This window comes from Streptomyces jeddahensis (genome assembly GCF_001642995.1).
Lineage (GTDB): Bacteria > Actinomycetota > Actinomycetes > Streptomycetales > Streptomycetaceae > Streptomyces > Streptomyces jeddahensis.
Map to the genome: position 1 here is coordinate 1 of NZ_LOHS01000034.1, position 20,876 is coordinate 20,876.

Genomic DNA, 20,876 nt, shown 5'->3' on the forward strand with positions numbered 1-20,876 from the left:
GGGCGGGCCCCCGCCCGCCGTCGAGCTCGCGCCCGGCGTCCTCGTGCGGCACGTGGACGCAGGCCCGTACGAGGGACTCGCCAAGGAGGACCTGCCGGCCCAGCTGTGCGCCTTCACGCACGGCGTGATGCAGGCCTGGGCCGGGCACCGCCCGGGCTACTACGACCTCGTGCACTCGCACTACTGGCTGAGCGGCCACGTGGGCTGGCTCGCCGCAGAGCGCTGGGGCGTCCCGCTGGTGCACGCCATGCACACCATGGCGAAGGTCAAGAACGCCTCGCTCGCCGAGGGCGACACCCCGGAACCGGCCGCCCGTGTGATCGGCGAGACCCAGGTCGTACGCGCGGCGGACCGCCTGATCGCCAACACGGCGGGGGAGGCCGAGGAGCTCGTACGCCACTACGAAGCGGACCTCGGCAAGGTCGCCGTCGTCCACCCGGGCGTGAACCTCGACCTGTTCCGGCCGGCCGACGGACGTGCCGCGGCCCGCGCCCGCCTCGGCCTCCCCCAGGACGCCCTGATCCCGCTCTTCGCAGGCCGCATACAGCCCCTCAAGGCGCCCGACGTGCTGCTGCGCGCCGTCGCCGTGCTGCTCGACGAGCGGCCGGAGCTGCGCTCGCGCATCGTCGTGCCCGTCGTCGGCGGGCCGTCCGGCAGCGGGCTCGCCAAACCCGAGCGGCTGCAGAAGCTCGCCGCGCGGCTCGGCATCGCGGACGTCGTGCGCTTCCGGCCGCCGGTCGCCCAGGACCAGCTCGCGGACTGGTTCCGGGCCGCCTCGCTGCTCGTCATGCCCTCCTACAGCGAATCGTTTGGCCTCGTCGCGATCGAGGCCGAGGCGACCGGCACGCCCGTGCTCGCGGCCGCGGTCGGCGGACTGCCCGTGGCCGTACGCGACGGCGTGACCGGATTCCTCGTGGACGGCCACGAACCGGCCGACTACGCGCGCGTGCTGCGCGATTTCGCCGACGACCCGGGTCTCTCGGCCCGGATGGGCGCGGCCGCGGCCCGGCACGCCGAGTCCTTCGGCTGGGACGCGGCGGCGTCGGCCACGGCGGACGTCTACACCGCTGCGATGTACGACCACCGCCGTCGCGTACGCTCGCTCCATGGCTGACGTACGGCAGGCGACGCAGGTCATCGAGTCCGCGCTCAAGGACGCAGAGCTGGAGTGGGAGAGCCCCGAGCCAGGCTCGTACGTGGTCAAACTCCCCGGAACGCGCAAGCTCTCGACGACCGTCTCGCTGCTCGTCGGCAGGCACTCGCTCTCACTGAACGCGTTCGTGATCCGGCATCCGGACGAGAACGAAGCCGGGGTGCACCGCTGGCTGCTCGAGCGCAACCTCAAGCTCTACGGCGTGAGTTACGCCGTCGACCCCCTCGGCGACATCTACCTGGTCGGCAAGCTGCCGCTGGCCGCCGTCACGCCCGAGGAGGTGGACCGCCTCCTCGGCTCGGTCCTCGAGGCCGCCGACGGCAGCTTCAACACGCTCCTCGAACTCGGCTTCGCCTCGGCGATCCGCAAGGAGTACGCGTGGCGGGTGTCGCGCGGCGAGTCGACACGGAACCTGGACGCGTTCGCGCATCTGACGCAGCGTCCGGAGAGCTGAGCTGTACACAGGCAGGAGGCTGCCGAGGCTCAGGCTCAGGCTCAGCGGGCGCTGGTGCGGTAGTGACCGGGCGGGACGCCCACCAACCGCTTGAAGTGGCGGGTCAGATGGGCCTGGTCGTAGAAGCCGGTCGCCGCGGCCACCTCGCCGGGCGTCCGGCCGTCGAGGAGGAGGCGGCGCGCCCGGTCGACGCGGCGTGACATGAGGTACTGGTGCGGCGCGATGCCGAAGGCGGCACTGAACGCTCGTACGAGATGAGTCGGATGGGCATGCACCAGCCGTGCCGCCTCCTCGAGGGGCACGCCCTCCACGAGACGTGCGTCGAGGAGTTCCCGCAGGCTGTGGGCTACGCCCGCGTCGCGCCGCGGCGGGCGGGCGGTGGCCAGACGGGGCCGCAGATGGCCGCGAAGCCGCTCGCCGATCAGCGCAAGACGGCTCTCCGCCTCCAGCTCGTCGCCCCGCTGGGCCAGGGCCGTGTGCAACTGCCCGACGCGGCGGCGCAGGACCGGGTCGGCCAGGTCGGGACCGTCCACCGCGGGCCCGATGAAGCTCTCGTCGAGCTGGGTCAGGTCCAGGTAGATGACCCGTTTGCGGAAGCCGTGCGGGGTCGCGGGCGAGCCGTTGTGCGGCACGTGCGGCGGGAGCAGGGAGACCGTGTCGTGCGGGGTGCCGTGCTCGTGGCGTTCAAGGTCGTACCGGACCGCGCCGTCGTCGACGATCAGCAGGGTCCACGCGTCGTGTACGTGCATCGGGTACGCGTACTCGGTGAAGTGGGCGTGGAAGACCTCGACGACGCCCGGGACCTGTGGGCGCCACGCGGAGATCTCTTGCCGGGCCGCCATGCAAAGAACGTACAAGACCGGGCGACGGGGCGGTCGGCAGTCTCGGAGTATGACCACTGAGAACGCCGGCGCCGCCACCGCGAGGTCCGGGAACGACCTGCCGCCCGTACGCTTCGACACCAAGATCGCCGTGCTGCTGCGCGAGGACCTGGAGCCCTGGCAGCGCCTGAACGTCACCGCCTTCCTGGTCAGCGGTATCGGCTCAGAGCTCCCCGAGGTGATCGGCGAGCCGTACGCCGATGCCGACGGCACTCCGTATCTGCCGATGTTCCGCCAGCCGGTCCTCGTCTTCGAGGGAACGAAGGAGACGCTGAAGGCCGCGCACACCCGCGCCCTGTCCCGTGCGCTCCCGCGGTCCGCCTTCACGTCCGACCTGTTCTCCACCGGCAACGACCGGGACAACCGCGCGGCGGTACGCGCGGTCCCCACGGATCAGTTGGACCTGGTGGGGCTGGCGGTGTACGGGCCGCGCAATGCGGTGGACAAGGTGCTCAAGGGGTCACGGATGCATCCTTGAGTGCTGCGGAGCGGGGGGAGCCGGACTCGGAGCCCTGCGTGCCGGAGTCGTTCGGGGCGGCCTCGGCCCCGTTGGCGGTGGCCTCGGCCTGGTTGGCGGTGGCCCCGGCCCCGTTGGCGGTGGCCTCGGCCTTGGACTCGTTCGCTGACTCGTCCTCCGCCGGCAGCCCCCGCATCAGCACCCAGTACCCGGCGGCCGCCACCGTGCCGATCACCGCGCAGCCGCCCCACAGCCACTCCGCACCGAGCCGGTCGATCATGAAGCCGGACATCAGCGGGGCCACCAGGCCTGCCACCGACCAGGACAGCGTGTACATGCCCTGGTAGCGGCCGCGGCCGTGCACCGGGGACAGCCGGACCACGAGCCCCGTCTGGGTGGGTGCGTTGACGATCTCGGCGAGCGTCCACACGCACACCGTCAGCGCGAAGACGCCGACCGACCCGGCGAACGCGGTGAGCCCGAAGCCGTATCCCGCGACGAGCGACGAGACGATCAACAGCTGCTGCGGGTCGCGGTGTTCGATGAAGCGGGTGACCGGGATCTGCAGGGCGACGATCAGTACGCCGTTGACCGCGATCGCCATGCCGTAGTCGGCCGGGGTGAAGCCCGCCTCGCCCATCGCCACCGGCAGCCCCACCGAACCCTGCTGGAAGATCAGCGCGATGAGGAAGGACAGCCCCACGACGCCCATGAAGCGGCCGTCGCGCAGCACCGTGCCGAGCCCGGTCTCCGGCTCGGCGGCCTTCTGCGCGGCCGTCCGCTCTGGCCGCGACTCCGGCAGCTTGACGAAGACGACCACCGCGCACACCAGCGTCATCGCGGCCTCGACCAGGAAGCCCGCGAGATAACTGACCTCCGCGACGAAGCCCGCGCCCATCGAGGAGACCGCGAACCCCAGGTTGATCGCCCAGTAGTTGAGCGAGAAGGCGCGCACCCGGTCCTCGGGGCGCACGATGTCCGCCATCATCGCCTGCACGGCGGGCCGTGAGGCGTTCGACGCCATGCCGACGAGGAAGGCGACGGCCGCGATCGCCACGGGATCGCGCATGAAGCCGAGCAGCGCGACGCTGAGGGCCGTCGACGTCTGGGCGATGAGCAGGGTGGGCCGCCGTCCCAGCCGGTCCGTCATCACGCCCGCACCCAGCGAGGAGATCACACCGCCGAGCCCGTGCAGCGCGGCGACGAGTCCGGCGTACGAGGCGGAGTATCCGCGGTCGAGCGTGAGGTACAGCGCCATGAAGGTCGCGACGAACGCCCCGAGCCGGTTGACGAGCGTGCTGGTCCACAGCCACCAGAAGGCGCGGGGAAGCCCCGCCACGCTGTCCCTCGCGGCCCGTCTGAGTGCGGCGAGTCCGGTGGCAGGCATGGGCGGTCCCCCTGATGATGTAAGTAGCAGCGGCTCGTCATGCAACTTACAAAGAGGGGGCTCGCGGTCGCCATCGAATTGACGGCGACCGTCAATCGAGACACCGATCGAACCGGACAGCACCGTCGATTACGCTCAGGGGCATGGCCGACGCACCGTACAAGCTGATCCTCCTCCGCCACGGCGAGAGCGAATGGAACGCGAAGAACCTGTTCACCGGCTGGGTGGACGTCAACCTCAACGAGAAGGGCGAGAAGGAGGCAGTCCGCGGCGGTGAGCTGCTGAAGGACGCCGGTCTGCTGCCCGACGTGGTCCACACCTCGCTCCAGAAGCGCGCGATCCGCACCGCGCAGCTGGCGCTTGAGGCCGCCGACCGCCACTGGATCCCCGTCCACCGCAGCTGGCGCCTGAACGAGCGCCACTACGGCGCCCTGCAGGGCAAGGACAAGGCGCAGACCCTCGCCGAGTTCGGCGAGGAGCAGTTCATGCTCTGGCGCCGCTCCTACGACACCCCGCCGCCGCCGCTCGAGGACGGCAGCGAGTTCTCGCAGAGCGACGACCCGCGCTACGCCACCATCCCGCCGGAGCTGCGCCCGCGCACCGAGTGCCTCAAGGACGTCGTCATCCGCATGCTGCCGTACTGGTACGACGGCATCGTCCCCGACCTCCTGGCCGGCCGCACGGTCCTGGTCGCCGCCCACGGCAACAGCCTGCGCGCCCTGGTCAAGCACCTCGACGGGATCTCGGATGCGGACATCGCGGGCCTGAACATCCCGACGGGCATCCCGCTCTCCTACGAGCTCGACGCCGACTTCAAGCCGGTCAACCCGGGCGGCACGTACCTCGACCCGGAGGCGGCGGCGGCCGCGATCGAGGCGGTCAAGAACCAGGGCAAGAAGAAGTAACCCTGACTGATCAAGCCCCCTACCTGCGAGTTCTCCGCGGGTAGGGGGCTTGTCGTTGCGCTGGGCAGCTCCAGCCATCCAGCCCAAAGCGTGAGCCCGTCGGGCGCGCCGTTGTGTGCACGGTTGTGGGCGGGCGCGCGTGTGCGCCGTTGATGCGCCTGCCCCGGTGGGCTTGCAATGGGCGAGGAGGCGACGTCCCGAGGCCGTACGCCCGTACGCACGTGCGCCTTCGAGGAGGGAGCCCTCATGGCCGAGTCCCCCGAGACCGACTACACCCCCGAGCCGCCCGCCGAGATGCCCTCGGTGCCCGATCTGCCGAAGCTCGTGCTCATCGGCGCCTGCGGCTGCGGCGCGGGCTGCGGTTGCGGCTGCCAGGCCGGCGCGCCGTGCCGGTGCGGCGGCTGATACGGCGGGTGCAGACACCGGCGCCCCACGGGACGTACTGATCGTGATCACGATCGTGTACGTGTCCCGTGGGGCGCCACCCGTTGTCCGAGGTGGTCAGGCGCCCTCCACCGCGCCGGTCTCCACCGGGCCCGTCGGGGGCTGGAGCTCGTCCGCGTACTCGCCCGTCACCAGGTACACGACCCGCTTCGCGACCGACACGGCGTGGTCCGCGAAGCGCTCGTAGTAGCGGCCGAGCAGCGTCACGTCGACTGCCGTCTCGATGCCATGCTTCCAGCGCTCGTCCATCAGGTGCTGGAAGAGCGTACGGTGCAGCAGGTCCATCTCGTCGTCGTCGGACTCCAGCTGCAGCGCCAGGTCGACGTCCTTGGTGATGACGACCTCGGCGGCCTTCGCCATCAGACGCTGCGCGAGCTGGCCCATCTCCAGGATGGTGGCGTGCAGGTCGTTCGGGACCGCGCGCTCCGGGAAGCGCAGCCGGGCCAGCTTGGCCACGTGCTGGGCCAGGTCGCCCGAGCGCTCCAGGTCGGCGCTCATACGGAGCGAGGTGACGACTATCCGCAGGTCCGTCGCCACCGGCTGCTGCCGGGCGAGCAGGGCGATGGCCCGGGCCTCCAGGTCGTGCTGCAGATCGTCGACCTTCTGGTCGGCCGCGATCACACTCTCCGCCAGCTTCAGGTCGGCGTCGAGAATGGCCGTGGTGGCGCGCCCGATCGCCGACCCGACCAGGCGGGCCATCTCGACCAGGTCCTCGCCGATCGAGTCAAGTTCCTCGTGGTACGCGTCCCGCATGTGGGTGTCCCTCTCTCCGTCTTCGTCGGGGGCTCCGGGGCTCCGGTGTCGGGGGCTGACGAACCCCACGCTGCCACGTTCCGGGCCGTACGCGTCCGTTTCCGGCAGACCAAATGAACCATCCCTGTCTCCTCGGTGAACTCTGGGCGACGAGTGTTCGAGCGGGCGCTCCGATGGCTGTGGGCAGCGGTCCTGGCACGCATAACCTGGACACATGGACGTGAACGCGGCGGTTGCCGCAGCGGCAGCGATCGCCGGTGTGTGCACCGGCGTGATCGCGATGCTGGCGTTCCGCTGGAGCGAGCGCGAGCAGAGGCGTCCCACCCGTACCTCTCTCCACACAGATCCCGTACTGCCCCCGGGCGTCGACACGGTGCTGTCCGTGCTGCGCTCATCCGCCGTCGTCCTCGACGAGGCGGACAGCGTGGTCAAGGCCAGCTCCGCCGCGTACGCGCTCGGTCTGGTACGCGGCGGGAAGCTGGCCGTCGAGCCGATGCTCCAGATGGCCCGCGACACCCGACGCGACGGCGAGATACGGCAGGTCGAGCTGGACCTGCCCCGGCGCGGCACCGGCCGCGGCGAGGCCCTCGCCGTCTCCGCCCGCGTGGCCCCGCTGGGCTCGCGCCTGGTGCTGCTGCTGGTCGAGGACCTCACCGAGGCCCGGCGCATCGAGGCGGTACGCCGCGATTTCGTCGCCAACGTCAGCCACGAGCTCAAGACCCCCACCGGCGCCCTCTCCCTCCTCTCCGAGGCCGTCATGGACGCGTCCGACGACCCGGAGGCGGTGGAACGGTTCGCCGGGCGCATGCAGGTGGAGGCCACCCGCCTGACCAACCTCGTCCAGGAACTCATCGACCTCTCCCGGGTGCAGAACGACGACCCGCTGGAGGACGCCGAGCCCGTACGCGTCGACGAGCTGGTCGCCGAGGCCATGGACCGCTGCCGCCACCAGGCGGGCACCAAGCAGATCACCATGGCCTCGGGAGGCACCGCCGACCTGCACGTCTGGGGCAACCGGGGCCAGCTCGCCGCCGCCCTCGGCAACCTCGTCGAGAACGCCGTGAACTACAGCCCGGCCCGTACCCGCGTGGGCATCGCCGCGCGCCGGGTGGCCGCGCCCGGCGGGGACCTCATCGAGCTCTCCGTCACCGACCAGGGAATCGGCATATCCGACAAGGACAAGGAGCGCATCTTCGAGCGCTTCTACCGCGTCGACCCGGCCCGCTCCCGTGCCACGGGCGGCACGGGCCTGGGTCTGGCCATCGTCAAGCACGTGGCCGCCTCGCACGGCGGGGAGGTCACGGTGTGGAGCTCCGAGGGACAGGGCTCCACGTTCACCCTGCGGCTTCCGGAGGCGGGCTCTGCCCGCGACCGCTCGAGCCACCGGCCCGGCCTCGACGACGAGGACGAGAACGGGCAGCCCGCCGAGACCGCCATCTCATCCCCGTACGCACACGAACCACTTTCTGCCCCGGAGGTCCTTCCGTGACCCGAGTGCTCGTCGTCGAGGACGAGGAGTCCTTCTCCGACGCTTTGTCCTACATGCTTCGTAAGGAGGGCTTCGAGGTCGCCATCGCGACCACCGGGCCCGACGGACTCGACGAGTTCGAGCGCAACGGCGCCGACCTCGTCCTGCTCGACCTCATGCTGCCGGGCCTGCCCGGCACGGAGGTCTGCCGCCAGCTGCGCGGTCGCTCCAACGTCCCGGTGATCATGGTGACCGCCAAGGACAGCGAGATCGACAAGGTGGTCGGCCTTGAGATAGGAGCCGACGACTACGTCACCAAGCCCTTCTCCTCGCGCGAACTGGTCGCCCGCATTCGCGCCGTCCTGCGCCGCCGCGGCGAGCCGGAGGAGGTCACCCCGGCCGCCCTGGAGGCGGGCCCGGTCCGCATGGACGTCGACCGCCACGTGGTCACCGTCTCCGGCTCCAAGGTCGACCTCCCCCTGAAGGAGTTCGACCTCCTGGAGATGCTCCTGCGCAACGCGGGCCGCGTCCTTACGCGCATGCAGCTCATCGACCGCGTCTGGGGCGCCGACTACGTCGGCGACACCAAGACCCTCGACGTCCACGTCAAGCGCCTGCGTGCCAAGATCGAGCCGGACCCGGGGGCGCCGCGGTATCTGGTGACGGTGCGGGGTCTGGGGTACAAGTTCGAGCCGTAGACCGCACGCGTGGCCCCGGGTCGGCGGACGGAGTCCGGCGCAGCGCTCCGATGCCCGCGGAGCGGTGTGAGGGGTGCATCAAGAAGGGGTCGCTCGACGTCCACGTCAAGCGCCTGCGTGCCAAGATCGAGCCGGACCCGGGGGCGCCGCGGTATCTGGTGACGGTGCGGGGTCTGGGGTACAAGTTCGAGCCGTAGACCGCACGCGTGGCCCCGGGTCGGCGGACGGAGTCCGGCGCAGCGCTCCGATGCCCGCGGAGCGGTGTGAGGGGTGCATCAAGAAGGGGTCGCTCGACGTCCACGTCAAGCGCCTGCGTGCCAAGATCGAGCCGGACCCGGGGGCGCCGCGGTACCTGGTGACGGTGCGGGTCTGGGGTACAAGTTCGAGCCCTGATCGGTCACGTGGGAACAGCGAGGGGGCGCCCCGGGAAAGCCCGGGGCGCCCCCTCGCGTCGTACGTCAGTGGCCGCTGGAGTGCGAGGCGCTCGACGACGCCTCGGCCGTGGCGCCCGCTTCCGCCTCCGCGCCCGAGCCGGACTCCGCCGCCTCCGAGGCGCTCGCACCGGCCGCGGGCGATGCCGTCTTCGTCGGAGAGGGCGTCGGCGCGTTGCTCGGGCCCCACTCGGTGAAGAAGCTCTCGGCGGGGACGACGAACGTCCGCAGCTTGATATCGCCGGTCTCGCTGAAGGTGAAGGTCACCTGCTGCGCGTTGCCGTCCTGGACGGCCTCACGGCTGCTCGGCAGTACGGCGGTCGCGTTGCCCTTGCCGCCGAGGATGACGGAGCCGCCGGCCGGGATGGTGAGCGGACCCGAGCCCTTGGCGGGCTTGATCTCGGCCTTCTTGTTGGTCCCGACGACCGTGATCGACTCGAGAGTCTGGGCTGTCGTGCCGTTGTTGAAGAGGGTGCCGGTGACCACGGCGGGGCCCGTCGACTTCAGATCCGGCTGCGTGATGATCGTGGCGTTCTGGATCTTGATGTCGCCGACGGCGGTCGCGGCGTTGTCCGGCTTGATCTCCAGCGTCTGGGCGTTGTGGCCGGCGCCGCATGCGGTCAGCGCACCGATCGAGATCGCGATGGCGGTGGCGGCGAGCGCACCGCGTCGAAGGCTGGGGGTACCCCCGGACGGAGTGAGGGGGAGGCTCACGGCGCGGCAACTCCTTGGACGTGGTTTGTACGACGGTGCGGGCGGCCGTAAAGCCGCCCTAAGGGTTGGTCAGCGGGCTCAGATTACCGAGCCGCTTCCGCGCCGCCGCACCCGACCCGCCCCTACGCCCCGGCAGGCTTGCCGTCCCCCAGAAGCTGCCTCTGGCCACGGCGCGCACAACTCCCTCCGGAGTCCCTCCTGACTCGCGACGCTGTTCTCGGTCTCCGAGGTCGCAGGCGTTCAGCACATTCACATTGATCGAGTGAGTGCCATCTGTACCGCGCCACCGCTTGCGGATTTCCCGTAAGGAATGCATGGCGGTCAGGAGAATTGATCACCTTGGCGTGTGATCAATTCCGGATTCATGTCGCACGTGGCCGCAGTCACCGAACGGAGTAGCGGAAGTCGGACGTCGAGAATCCGGCAAAACGGGACGTTCGGCCACTTGGGGAGGGCTCCGGATGCGTGTAACGTGCGCGTTTCACTTCGGCCGGAGAGCACCTCCGACCTGCGAATACCCGCTTCCGGTAGGCCTCCGCAGCACGTTCATGTTGTTGTTGTCAAGCCCCGAGATATGCCCTGACCTGCGAAAACGCCATTCAGAACCGGCGGTTCTCGTGTTACCCTGGATAGCCACGGAAGGGGTACCTGTCACATGACGTTCAAGGTTGGCGACACCGTGGTCTATCCCCATCACGGGGCCGCGCTGATCGAGGCCATCGAAACTCGCCAGATCAAAGGCGTGGACAAGACCTACTTGGTGCTGAAGGTCGCCCAGGGCGACCTGACGGTGCGTGTGCCAGCGGACAATGCGGAGTTCGTCGGCGTGCGTGATGTGGTCGGTCAGGACGGGCTGGACCGGGTCTTCGAGGTGCTGCGCGCGCCGTATGCCGAGGAGCCCACGAACTGGTCCCGTCGTTACAAGGCAAATCTCGAGAAGCTCGCCTCGGGCGATGTCATCAAGGTCGCCGAAGTGGTGCGTGACCTGTGGCGTCGCGAGCGCGAGCGTGGACTCTCCGCCGGTGAGAAGCGCATGCTCGCCAAGGCCCGGCAGATCCTGGTGAGTGAGCTCGCCCTCGCGGAGAACACGAACGAGGACAAGGCCGAGGCTCTGCTCGACGAGGTTCTCGCGTCCTGAGCGTCCTGGTGCACGGTGCTCCGACGCCCTGCCCGGCGCAGTGAAATGCCGCGGTGCCCGCTGACCCTAATGGTCGCCGGGCGCTGCGGCATGTCTTCTTCGCTTTTCCGGATCCCGATGCACAGCCGATCAGACCGACGCCGATCAGATCGACTTGATCGCCCTATCGATTCGGTCGCTTCCGTGGTCGAAGCGATGCCGGCTCGTACGGCTCGGGATGCGAAGCGCGTCTGGCCCGGGCGAGCGGCTCGACCAGAAGTCACGGAAGGGTCCGGTCGAGGCGTCGTACCCGGCACTTCCCCAGCCCTTCGGCCGGGGTACCCGCAGGGGCCATACCCAAGTCGGCCGAGCACACAAACCTGAACGGAACCGATGTCTGACGTTTCGCGCCCGCCCTCGGGCGGTGAGTCCCGCACCGCAGGCCAGTCCGGCAGCGCAGGCCAGTCCCGCACCGCCGCCGTGATCCCCGCCGCCGGCCGCGGAGTGCGCCTCGGGCCCGGCGCCCCCAAGGCGCTGCGCCCTCTCAACGGCACGCCCATGCTCATCCACGCCGTGCGCGCCATGGCCGCGTCGCGCGCCGTGTCGCTCGTCGTGGTCGTGGCCCCGCCCGACGGCGCCGCCGAGGTCAAGAGCCTGCTCGCCTCACATGCGCTGCCGGAGCGGACGGACTTCCTCGTCATCACCGGCGGCGACACCCGCCAGGAGTCCGTGAAGCTCGGCCTCGACGCGCTGCCGCCCGGCATCGACATCGTGCTCGTGCACGACGCGGCGCGCCCGCTCGTGCCCGTTGACACGGTCGACGCGGTCATCGAAGCCGTACGTGCCGGCGATCCCGCCGTCGTACCGGCGCTTCCGCTCGCCGACACCGTCAAGCAGGTCGAGCCGCGCGAGAAGGGCGAGCCCGAACCCGTCGTCGCCACGCCTGAGCGGGCCCGGCTGCGTGCCGTGCAGACCCCGCAGGGCTTCGACCGCGCCACCCTCGTACGCGCCCACGAGACCGTCGCGCTCAGCGGCGAGGGCGCGACAGACGACGCCGGCATGGTGGAGCAGCTCGGTGTGCCCGTGGTGGTCGTGCCCGGGCATGAGGAGGCCTTCAAGGTCACCCGTCCACTGGACCTCGTCCTCGCCGAGGCGGTCCTGGCGCGCAGGAGGGCCAACGATGGTTTCTGAGACCTCTGCTTCCGCAGCTTCGGGTGTTTCCGGCGCTTCCGGTGTTTCCGGGATTCCGCTGCCGCGGGTCGGTATCGGTACCGACGTGCACGCCTTCGAGCAGGGGCGTGAGCTGTGGTGCGCGGGGCTGCTCTGGGAGGGGCCGGACAGCGACGGGTACGGGCTCGCCGGGCACTCCGACGGCGACGTCGCCGCGCACGCCGCGTGCGACGCCTTGTTCTCCGCGGCGGGCATCGGCGACCTCGGCGCCCACTTCGGCACGTCGCGGCCCGAGTGGGCCGGGGCGTCCGGTGTCACTCTGCTCGCCGAGGCCGCGCGGATCGTACGGACCGAAGGGTTCGAGATCGGCAACATCGCCGTCCAGGTCATCGGCGTACGGCCGAAGATCGGCAAGCGGCGGGACGAGGCGCAGAAGGCGCTGAGCGAGGCGGCTGGGGCGCCCGTCGCCGTTTCCGGTACGACGACGGACGGGCTCGGGCTGACGGGGCGGGGGGAGGGGCTGGCGGCGATCGCTACGGCGGTGGTCTTTTCGCGGGGCTGAGGCACGCGGGCGGGCGCGCCGCTGACCGTTGTGGGCCCGCAGGGGCGACGCGTACGCCGGAGGGAGCAATGCCGGAGCGGAGCGGTGCCGTGGCGGAGTATCGGGTACCCGTACGAACCCGTACAGCCGTCAACCAATAGAGAGGCCCCCATGTCCGCCCAACTGCCCGACAAGCTCAAGGCGCTCCTCGACAGCCCCGTCTTCGTCGTCGTGGCCACTGCCCAGCCCGACGGCAGCCCGCACGCGTCGCCGGTCTGGATCAAGCGGGACGGCGACGACGTGCTGTTCTCCACGACCGTCGACCGCCGCAAGCCCAAGAACATCCAGCACGACCCGCGCGTCAGCGTCGTCGTCGTGCCCCCGGACTCCCCGTACACCTATGCGGAGATCCGCGGCACAGCGGAGATGACCACCGAGGGCGGACAGGAACTCATCGACGAGCTCTCGATGAAGTACACGGGCAAGAAGTACAGGGAATTCAACCCAGCCGCCGCGCAGGACGCCGAGCGTCTCGTCGTACGGATCACCCCTCGCAAGATCGTCGGAACCCTCTGACAGCCCAGGTGACGAACGCCTTCGGCGCGAGAGGTCACGAATCAGTGTCCCGTGTGCCCCGTGTGTCGCGGGGCACTGGCCCGGGCCCACTACTCTGGAGCGGTGACTATTCGCCTGTACGACACCAGCGCCCGGCAGATCCGTGACTTCACCCCGCTCGTGCCGGGTTGCGTCTCGATCTACCTGTGTGGCGCGACCGTGCAGGCCGCCCCGCACATCGGGCACATCCGGTCGGGCCTCAACTTCGACATCCTGCGCCGCTGGTTCGCCTACCGCGGCTACGAAGTGACGTTCATCCGGAATGTCACCGACATCGACGACAAGATCATCCAGAAGTCCGCCGAGCAGAACCGGCCCTGGTGGTCCATCGGATACGAGAACGAGCGCGCGTTCAACGACGGCTACACCGCGCTCGGCTGCCTGCCGCCCACGTACGAGCCCCGCGCCACCGGCCATGTCACGGAGATGGTCGAGATGATGCGCGGCCTCATCGAGCGCGGCCACGCCTACGATTCCGAGGGCAACGTCTACTTCGACGTGAAGTCCTTCCCGGGCTACCTGGAGCTGTCCAACCAGGAGCTCGAGAACCTCCAGCAGCCGGAGAGCGCGGGCGAGACCGGGAAGCGGGACGCGCGCGACTTCGCCCTGTGGAAGTCCGCCAAGCCCGGCGAGCCCTCCTGGGAGACCCCGTGGGGCCGCGGCCGCCCCGGCTGGCACCTCGAGTGCTCCGCCATGGCCCACAAGTACCTGGGCACCGCCTTCGACATCCACGGCGGCGGCATCGACCTGATCTTCCCGCACCACGAGAACGAGATCGCCCAGGCCAAGGCGTACGGCGACGAGTTCGCGAAGTACTGGGTGCACAACGCCTGGGTGACGATGAGCGGCGAGAAGATGTCGAAGTCGCTCGGCAACTCGGTGCTCGTCAGCGAGATGGTCAAGCGGTGGCGGCCGATCGTGCTCCGGTACTACCTGGGCACTCCGCACTACCGGTCCATGATCGAGTACAGCGAGGAGGCCCTGCGCGAGGCCGAGTCCGCCTTTGCGCGGATCGAGGGCTTCATGCAGCGCGTGGTGGAGAAGGCCGGAGGCGCGGTCGAGCCCGCCCCCGAGGTGCCGCCCGCCTTCGCCCAGGCCATGGACGACGACCTCGGCGTGCCGCAGGCACTCGCCGTCGTCCACACCACCGTCCGGCAGGGCAACAGCGCGCTGGCCGCCGACGACAAGGAAGGCGCCGTGGCCCGGCTCGCCGAGGTGCGCGCCATGCTCGGCGTCCTCGGCCTCGACCCGCTCGACCCGCACTGGGCCGGGGAGAACGACCGCGGCGAGGACCTCCACGGCGTCGTCGACACCCTCGTAAGCCTCGTGCTCCAGCAGCGCGAGGCCGCCCGGGCCCGCAAGGACTGGCCCACCGCGGACGCCATCCGCGACCAGCTCAACCAGTCGGGCCTCGTCATCGAGGACAGCCCGCAGGGGCCGCGCTGGTCGCTCGGCCCGCGCTGAGACCATGGAGTGTGCCGTCCGGCCGAACGGGCGGCACACTTCGTAGACGTACAGGGACGTACGCACTCACGGGCGTACGCACGCACGACATCCACCCGAATCACGAAGCAGACAGGTAGATCATGGCCGCTCACAACCGTCGCATGTCCGGCAAGAAGGGCGCGCAGGTCGGCAGCGGCGGCCAGCGACGCCGCGGGCTCGAGGGCAAGGGCCCCACGCCGCCCGCCGAGATGCGCAAGGGACACGCCAAGCAGCGCGCCGCGCAGGCCAAGGCCCGGCGCGCGGCCGGCCGCCAGGCGCCGCGCGGCCGGGGCGGCAAGTCCCCGTCCGAACTCGTCGTCGGCCGGAACCCCGTCGTCGAGGCGCTGCGCGGGGGCGTGCCCGCATCGACGCTCTACGTCCAGCAGTTCATCGACAACGACGAGCGGGTGCGCGAGGCGCTCCAGCTCGCGGCCGAGCGCGGCGGCATCAACCTCATGGAGGCCCCGCGCCCGGAGCTCGACCGCATGACGAACGGGCTCAACCACCAGGGCCTCGTCCTGCAGGTCCCGCCGTACGAGTACGCACACCCCGAGGACCTCGCCAACGCCGCCTACGACGAGGGCGAGGACCCGCTGATCGTCGCCCTCGACGGCGTGACCGACCCGCGCAACCTCGGGGCCGTCGTGCGGTCCGTCTCCGCGTTCGGCGGCCACGGCGTCGTCGTACCCGAGCGGCGGGCCGCCGGCATGACCGCCGGCGCCTGGAAGACGTCCGCGGGCACCGCGGCCCGTACGCCGGTCGCGCGCGCCACGAACCTGACGCGCGCCCTGGAGGCGTACAAGAAGGCGGGCATCGTGGTCGTGGGTCTGGCCGCGGACGGCGAGGTCGAGGTCGGCGAGCTCGAGGCCCTCGAGGGTCCGGTCGTCATCGTCGTGGGCAGCGAGGGCAAGGGTCTTTCCCGGCTCGTCGGGGAGACCTGCGACTTCCGGGTGCGGATCCCCATGCCGGGCGGCGCCGAGTCGCTCAACGCCGGTGTCGCGGCGGGCGTCGTGCTGTACGAGGCGGCGCGGCGGCGCGGCTGAGCGACGGCCCTCCGGGGGTGCACACGATCTTGACGCGGTCCGGACAGATCGGGGCAGTCAAGGCAGTGTCCTAAGGACACGTCACTCGGTTAGATGAGTGTGGACACCAGAACACCCCGCACTCCCACGGGGGGCCGCTCGTCAGGGTTCGACGACGCTCCCGCGCTGAGCATGGTGAAAGTGCCGTGCGACCCCGCGCAGGTCATCGTCAACCACGCGAGCTTCCGCGTGCATTTCCCCACCACGCGGCCAGCCCAGTCCCCACGCATCGGACGCCACCCGGGCGCACCCGCCGTCCCGGGCCGTGTCCCCGGCGCGCGCCGCGCCCCGCTCGTCTGGACCGGAAGGTCCGAGCCCGGCGACGCGGCCGCCACCGGACTCCGCCAGGCCGTACGCGACACCGGCGCGGCCACCCTGCCCGACACCGGCTACGGCACGGACGACGCCCGCTCCACGCAGGTCATCCCCCGCATCGACCTCGGTGAGGAAAGCCACCGTTACAGCCGCGGCGGCTACAACGACCAGGACGCCTACGGCGGTTACGCCGGATACGGCAGCTCCACGGGCTTCAGCGACGACACGCGCTACGACGACACCGTCGAGACCCCCCTGCCCACCGGGACCTCCCACCCCGGAACCGGCGCCGACCAGATCCCCCTGCTCGCGCAGCTCCGCGGCGCGGGCAGCGCCTACGAGGAACCCCTCTACACCGGTGCGGAGTTCGGTGCCGGGGGCGCTTACGGCGCCGGCGCATACAGCGCGTACGACTCCGAGGTGTACGGCCCCTACGGCTCCGGTGTCTACGGCGACGCGTACGACGAGGAGAGCGCGGGCGAGGGCGAGGGGCGCGCCGCACGGCGGCACGGCGCCGAGCCTGTGCGGCACGCGTACTACCCCGGCCGCCGGATGAACCTGGGCGTCGTCCTGCTCCCGCTGCGGATTCTCCTCGGATTCGTCTCCGTCTACGCGGGCATGGGCAAGCTCTGCGACCCCGTCTACTTCGACCGCAGCGGTCCCGGCTCCATGGCCGGGTGGCTCCACTCGCTGCACCCCTGGGGACTCGCCGAGCCGCTGCACGGCTTCGCGCTCCAGCATCCGGTGGGCGTCGGCCTCTGTGTGGCCTTTCTGCAGGTGATCGTGGGCGCGCTCACCGTCCTCGGCCTCTGGCAGCGGCTCGCCGCCGCCACGGGGGCCCTGCTGGCCGCCGGACTCCTCATGGCCGTCAGCTGGAAGACATCGCCGGTCTACGAGGCCGCCGACATCATCTACCTCGCCGCCTGGTCCCCGCTGGTCATCGCGGGCGCCCCCGTCTACTCGGTCGACGGGCGCCTCGCCTCGGAGGCCTGGCGCACGCTCGGACCGCGCGCCGAGCTCTGGGAGCTGCGACGCCGCGTACTGCGGCGCGGCGCCCTCATGGCGACCGTCGCGGCCGGACTCACGCTGCTCGTCGGCGCGCTGCTCGGCAGCGCGGTGCGGGACGCCGCGCGCGTCACCGTGCCTGGCCCCGGCGAACCCCCGCGCAACGAACTGCCCGGTTCGCCGCTCCCGCAGAGCCCGGACGCGCAGCGCGGCGACGACAGCAGGAGCCCGGCCGCCTCTGGGTCGCCGACACAGGGCCAGGAGACCGCGGCCGGCCCGTCGCAGTCCGCAGGCTCCGGGGCGCCCCGAGAGACGGCGGGCACCGGTGCCGGACAGCCCAGCCAGACCCAGGGCGCCGGACAGGCCCCGCCCGCGACGTCACCCCAGGCGCCCCCTGCCACCAGCGCCGGGCCCTCCTCGGGCGGCACCGGCTCCGGCGGCAGCGACAGCGGCGGCGGTGGAGCCGACGACGGAGGGTCGGACGGGTTCGTGGGCGGAATCCTCGGCTGACGCACCCACTCCGCGTCAGCCAACAGAACCGGGGCTCGGCACAGGTGATGTGCCGAGCCCCGGTGCGTCGTACAAGGCCGTTGCGTGACCGGCCGGGCGGCCTGCCGACTGGCCGGGCGACCCGCTGCGGAATGGGCGTACCGCTCACGGCAGACGGACACGCGACAGCTCCTGCGGCCACGCCCGCGGTGGTTCGCCGCTGACGGGGGCACGGCGACTGACCCGGCGCACGGCCGCGGCTGACCCGGCGCGTGGTCGGCGCGTGGGCCGACCCGAGGGGCCGAGGGGGCCGAGCGGCTTCGCCGACCCGAGAGGGCCGCCGATCGGCCTCGTCGGCTCAACGGCCCAGTGCCGCCAGCTCCTTCGCCGCTTCCGTCAGGTCCTTCGCCGTGTCGATGGCCCGCCAGTACGCGCCTTGGGGAATTGGGAAACCGGCCAGGCGCTTCTCGCGCGCAAGCTTCGGGAACGTGGTGCGCTCGTGGTCGCCGCGCGACGGCAGCAGCTCCGTGAACTCCGCCGAGAACACGTACACACCCGCGTTGATGAGAAACGGCGACGGAGGGGCCTCGACGAAGTCCGTGATGTGCCCGAAGGTGTCCGTCTCGACGGCACCCCAGGGGATGCGGGGGCGCGCCAGCGCGAGCGTCGCCGTGGCGTCGCGCTCGGCGTGGAAGGCCGCCATGTCCCGCAGCGAGAAACGAGTCCAGATGTCGCCGTTTGTGGCGTACCACGGCTGGTCGGCGTGGGGCAGATGGGCGGCGGCGTACTTGAGGCCGCCGCCACGGCCCAGCGGCTCCGTCTCCACCACCGTGGTGACCCGGAGCGGAAGATCCGCGGACTCCAGCCATTTCTGGAGCACTTCGGCCAGATGGCCACACGAGACGACGGCGTCGGTGACGCCTTCGTCGGCGAGCCAGGCCAGTTGGTGGCCGATGATGGGCGTCCCCGTGCCGGGGATCTCGACCATGGGCTTGGGCCGGTCGTCGGTGTAGGGACGCAGCCGAGAGCCCTGGCCACCGGCCAGAACGACGGCTTGAGTGGGGCGGATCAGCCCGTTCGAATCACCTGTCATGTCCGAACTGTACGTGCTGTCCGCCCACACCTCCGACGGGCCCCGCCATCACTCCGGGCGACGGGCGTCGCCGCTCAACCCTGCTGGGAGGCGACGCCCGATGCGAAGGACGTGTCGCAGACCGGGCGTGCGAACGACTGGGCGCGGGAGGCTCCGTAGTGCTGCACGGCGGCCCGGCCGAGGGCGCGGGCGATGGACACGCAGTGCCGCGCCAGGGACGGCCGGTCGTTGACCTCCTGCTGGAGGTGCGTGAGGGCAACGCCCGGGTCCTTCTCCTGGAGTTCAAGCAGGAGCCGGTCGCGCAGTACGTCCTGAGGGGCGCGGGACCTGGCCGGCGTGGAGACGTCCTCGGCGGAGGCGGTGAGCACGGAGTCCGAGGAGCCGCCGCCCGACCAGTTGACGCGGGTGACCGCGAGGGTTCCGGAGAGCACCAGGACGACGGGCAGAACGAGAGCGAGGGAACGGCCGATGCGGCGGGCTGCGCCGCGCCGTGCCGACGGCTTAGAGGAGTGCGTCACGCGAGTGAGAGTAGCGGCCTGTAGTGATTTGGCGACATTTGGTCACTCTGTCGAGCGATGGTGAACCGGGAATTGTGTGGCGGGTGTTGACGTACAGGCTCGAAATGCCCGTTGTGTGACCGACTTGTGTGACCGGTGAACGACGGCCGATGAAGGACGGCCGGTGGACGACGGCCGACGAAGGACGGCCGATGAACGACGGGAGTCCCGCACCGGACGGTGCGGGACTCCCGAAGGCGTGATGGCGCGGCTGCGCGTCAGTCGCTGAGGCGCTCGCCCGTCGAGGTCGAGAACACGTGGGTCTCGCCCGGACGCGGCACGACGTGCAGCTGGGAGCCCTTCTCCGGCACCTGGCGGCTGTTGACGCGGATCACCAGGTCCTTCGCCTCGCCGCTGACCTCGGCCGTGCCGTAGACGTAGGCGTCGGCGCCGGTCTCCTCGACGACGTTGACGGACACGGCCAGACCGGCCGGGGCGTCCGCGCTGTCCTTCGCCAGCGACTGGGCGGCGCCGCCGTTCAGCTCGACCACGTCGAAGTGCTCGGGGCGGACACCGACCGTCACGGTGCGGTCGCCCTTGTCGGACGCGGCGGACAGCGCCTCGCGGTTGACCGGCACGACCGAGTTGCCGAACTTCACACCACCGTCGGTGATCGGCACCTCGACGAGGTTCATGGCCGGGGAGCCGATGAAGCCCGCGACGAAGAGGTTGGCCGGCTTGTCGTACATGTGGCGCGGCGACGCGATCTGCTGCAGGACGCCGTCCTTCAGCACGGCCACGCGGTCGCCCATCGTCATGGCCTCGACCTGGTCGTGGGTGACGTAGACGGTGGTGATGCCGAGGCGGCGCTGCAGCGACGCGATCTGCGTACGGGTGGAGACGCGGAGCTTGGCGTCGAGGTTCGACAGCGGCTCGTCCATGAGGAACACCTGCGGCTCACGCACGATCGCGCGGCCCATCGCGACACGCTGCCGCTGACCACCGGAGAGGGCCTTCGGCTTGCGGCCGAGGTACTCGGTGAGGTCGAGGATCTTCGCGGCCTCCTCGACCTTCTGGCGGATCTCCGCCTTCGGCACACCGGCGATCTTGAGCGCGAAGCCCATGTTGTCGGCGACCGTCATGTGCGGGTAGAGCGCGTAGTTCTGGAACACCATGGCGATGTCCCGGTCCTTCGGCGGCAGGTGCGTGACGTCGCGGTCACCGATGCGGATGGCGCCGGCGTTGACGTCCTCGAGACCCGCGAGCATGCGCAGGGAGGTGGACTTGCCGCAACCGGACGGGCCGACGAGGACGAGGAACTCGCCGTCCTCGATCGAGATGTCGAGCGCGTCGACGGCGGGCTTCTCGGAACCCGGGTAGATCCGGGTCGCCTTGTCGAACGTGACAGTGGCCATGGTGATGGGCCCCCTTCTACCGGCAGGAACGTGCCGGACGATCCGTTGTAGGAAGGTGGTGTGCCACGACGGGTGGTCCCGTTGTGGTGTAGTCCACGCGGGTGAACTGGACCGAGACGGTACCTGGGGTTCACCTGGTCTGTCAGTAGTCCGGGGCATGTGAACTTCGACGAAATTTTCGACGAGGCCGGTCCGTGACCTGGGTACACTGCACGGGCACGCCTCCTTAGCTCAGCTGGCCAGAGCAACGCACTTGTAATGCGTAGGTCGTCGGTTCGAATCCGACAGGGGGCTCCACTGAGGCCCA

General features: G+C 70.7%; 21 protein-coding genes, 1 tRNA gene and 2 pseudogenes. 17 read left to right on the plus strand and 7 right to left on the minus strand.

What is annotated here, in order from left to right; genetic code table 11:
* A partial coding sequence (gene mshA / locus STSP_RS04075) for a D-inositol-3-phosphate glycosyltransferase (RefSeq protein ID WP_067272124.1) occupies positions 1-1,114 on the plus strand: 1,114 nt, incomplete at its 5' end.
* On the plus strand, positions 1,107-1,607 hold the full coding sequence (locus STSP_RS04080; protein ID WP_067272126.1) for a type III secretion system chaperone family protein: 501 nt from the start codon (positions 1,107-1,109) through the stop codon (positions 1,605-1,607). The genes mshA and STSP_RS04080, both read left to right, overlap by 8 nt.
* 41 nt (positions 1,608-1,648) lie before the next feature.
* On the opposite strand, the gene STSP_RS04085 is transcribed toward STSP_RS04080, so the two are convergent.
* Positions 1,649-2,449 (minus strand): helix-turn-helix transcriptional regulator, encoded by an 801-nt coding sequence (locus STSP_RS04085; protein WP_067272128.1) that lies wholly within the window; start codon positions 2,447-2,449, stop codon positions 1,649-1,651.
* A 49-nt stretch (positions 2,450-2,498) separates the two neighbouring features.
* On the opposite strand from STSP_RS04085, the gene STSP_RS04090 reads away from it, so the two are divergent.
* Positions 2,499-2,966 carry a DUF2000 domain-containing protein gene (locus STSP_RS04090; RefSeq protein ID WP_067272131.1) on the plus strand — a complete coding sequence of 156 codons (468 nt, stop codon included), beginning with the start codon at positions 2,499-2,501 and terminating at the stop codon, positions 2,964-2,966.
* Here the strand turns inward: STSP_RS04090 and STSP_RS04095 are convergent.
* Positions 2,941-4,332, minus strand: a complete 1,392-nt coding sequence (locus STSP_RS04095; RefSeq protein WP_078066873.1) for an MDR family MFS transporter — start codon at positions 4,330-4,332, stop codon at positions 2,941-2,943. The two genes, STSP_RS04090 and STSP_RS04095, sit on opposite strands and share 26 nt — an antisense overlap.
* A 143-nt stretch (positions 4,333-4,475) precedes the next feature.
* Here STSP_RS04095 and STSP_RS04100 point away from each other — a divergent pair, with 143 nt between their 5' ends.
* Positions 4,476-5,237: a phosphoglyceromutase gene (locus STSP_RS04100; RefSeq protein WP_067272133.1), complete on the plus strand. Its 762-nt coding sequence runs from the start codon at positions 4,476-4,478 to the stop codon at positions 5,235-5,237.
* Positions 5,238-5,483: 246 nt separating this feature from the next.
* On the plus strand, positions 5,484-5,642 hold the full coding sequence (locus STSP_RS39500) for a hypothetical protein (protein ID WP_198547258.1): 159 nt from the start codon (positions 5,484-5,486) through the stop codon (positions 5,640-5,642).
* Positions 5,643-5,738: 96 nt separating this feature from the next.
* Here STSP_RS39500 and phoU read toward each other — a convergent pair whose 3' ends face one another.
* Complete coding sequence (gene phoU / locus STSP_RS04110; RefSeq protein ID WP_067272137.1) at positions 5,739-6,434, minus strand: phosphate signaling complex protein PhoU; 696 nt, start codon at positions 6,432-6,434, stop codon at positions 5,739-5,741.
* Positions 6,435-6,648: 214 nt separating this feature from the next.
* Here phoU and STSP_RS04115 point away from each other — a divergent pair, with 214 nt between their 5' ends.
* From STSP_RS04115 to STSP_RS36610, 4 genes and pseudogenes are all read left to right on the plus strand, one after another.
* The gene (locus STSP_RS04115; RefSeq protein WP_067272140.1) at positions 6,649-7,923 is read left to right on the plus strand and encodes a sensor histidine kinase; all 1,275 of its coding nucleotides are present in this window, start codon (positions 6,649-6,651) and stop codon (positions 7,921-7,923) included.
* Positions 7,920-8,600, plus strand: coding sequence for a response regulator transcription factor (locus tag STSP_RS04120; RefSeq protein ID WP_009340348.1), 681 nt, complete (start codon positions 7,920-7,922; stop codon positions 8,598-8,600). The genes STSP_RS04115 and STSP_RS04120 overlap by 4 nt, the downstream gene beginning before the upstream one ends.
* Before the next feature lie 89 nt (positions 8,601-8,689).
* Positions 8,690-8,797 (plus strand): annotated as a pseudogene (locus STSP_RS36605) (winged helix-turn-helix domain-containing protein); the annotation flags it as partial.
* Positions 8,798-8,886: 89 nt separating this feature from the next.
* Positions 8,887-8,993, plus strand: a pseudogene (locus STSP_RS36610) (winged helix-turn-helix domain-containing protein); the annotation flags it as partial.
* Between the two features lie 65 nt (positions 8,994-9,058).
* On the opposite strand, the gene STSP_RS04125 reads toward STSP_RS36610, so the two are convergent.
* Positions 9,059-9,745 (minus strand): copper chaperone PCu(A)C, encoded by a 687-nt coding sequence (locus tag STSP_RS04125; protein ID WP_067272143.1) that lies wholly within the window; start codon positions 9,743-9,745, stop codon positions 9,059-9,061.
* Between the two features lie 655 nt (positions 9,746-10,400).
* Here STSP_RS04125 and STSP_RS04130 point away from each other — a divergent pair.
* The 7 genes from STSP_RS04130 to STSP_RS04160 all read left to right on the plus strand — a co-directional run bounded on the left by STSP_RS04130 (position 10,401) and on the right by STSP_RS04160 (position 17,585).
* Positions 10,401-10,883: a CarD family transcriptional regulator gene (locus tag STSP_RS04130; protein ID WP_003953493.1), complete on the plus strand. Its 483-nt coding sequence runs from the start codon at positions 10,401-10,403 to the stop codon at positions 10,881-10,883.
* A gap of 372 nt (positions 10,884-11,255) precedes the next feature.
* Positions 11,256-12,053 (plus strand): 2-C-methyl-D-erythritol 4-phosphate cytidylyltransferase, encoded by a 798-nt coding sequence (ispD, locus tag STSP_RS04135; RefSeq protein WP_067272145.1) that lies wholly within the window; start codon positions 11,256-11,258, stop codon positions 12,051-12,053.
* The gene (gene ispF / locus STSP_RS04140) at positions 12,043-12,594 is read left to right on the plus strand and encodes a 2-C-methyl-D-erythritol 2,4-cyclodiphosphate synthase (RefSeq protein WP_067272148.1); all 552 of its coding nucleotides are present in this window, start codon (positions 12,043-12,045) and stop codon (positions 12,592-12,594) included. The genes ispD and ispF overlap by 11 nt, the downstream gene beginning before the upstream one ends.
* Before the next feature lie 150 nt (positions 12,595-12,744).
* Positions 12,745-13,149 carry a PPOX class F420-dependent oxidoreductase gene (locus STSP_RS04145; protein ID WP_067272151.1) on the plus strand — a complete coding sequence of 135 codons (405 nt, stop codon included), beginning with the start codon at positions 12,745-12,747 and terminating at the stop codon, positions 13,147-13,149.
* A gap of 102 nt (positions 13,150-13,251) precedes the next feature.
* Positions 13,252-14,652, plus strand: a complete 1,401-nt coding sequence (cysS, locus tag STSP_RS04150) for a cysteine--tRNA ligase (RefSeq protein WP_067272154.1) — start codon at positions 13,252-13,254, stop codon at positions 14,650-14,652.
* Between the two features lie 122 nt (positions 14,653-14,774).
* Positions 14,775-15,716, plus strand: coding sequence for a 23S rRNA (guanosine(2251)-2'-O)-methyltransferase RlmB (gene rlmB, locus STSP_RS04155; RefSeq protein WP_067272157.1), 942 nt, complete (start codon positions 14,775-14,777; stop codon positions 15,714-15,716).
* 99 nt (positions 15,717-15,815) lie between these two features.
* Positions 15,816-17,585, plus strand: coding sequence for a DoxX family membrane protein (locus tag STSP_RS04160; protein WP_067272230.1), 1,770 nt, complete (start codon positions 15,816-15,818; stop codon positions 17,583-17,585).
* 337 nt (positions 17,586-17,922) lie between these two features.
* On the opposite strand, the gene STSP_RS04165 is transcribed toward STSP_RS04160, so the two are convergent.
* The 3 genes from STSP_RS04165 to STSP_RS04175 form a co-directional block, all read right to left on the minus strand.
* Positions 17,923-18,657 (minus strand): nucleotidyltransferase family protein, encoded by a 735-nt coding sequence (locus tag STSP_RS04165; protein ID WP_067272233.1) that lies wholly within the window; start codon positions 18,655-18,657, stop codon positions 17,923-17,925.
* Between the two features lie 74 nt (positions 18,658-18,731).
* Complete coding sequence (locus STSP_RS04170; RefSeq protein WP_067272160.1) at positions 18,732-19,175, minus strand: hypothetical protein; 444 nt, start codon at positions 19,173-19,175, stop codon at positions 18,732-18,734.
* 257 nt (positions 19,176-19,432) lie between these two features.
* Positions 19,433-20,569: an ABC transporter ATP-binding protein gene (locus tag STSP_RS04175; protein WP_067272162.1), complete on the minus strand. Its 1,137-nt coding sequence runs from the start codon at positions 20,567-20,569 to the stop codon at positions 19,433-19,435.
* A 220-nt stretch (positions 20,570-20,789) separates the two neighbouring features.
* On the opposite strand from STSP_RS04175, the gene STSP_RS04180 reads away from it, so the two are divergent.
* Positions 20,790-20,866, plus strand: a tRNA-Thr gene (locus STSP_RS04180).
* The last annotated feature ends 10 nt before the right edge of the window (positions 20,867-20,876 follow it).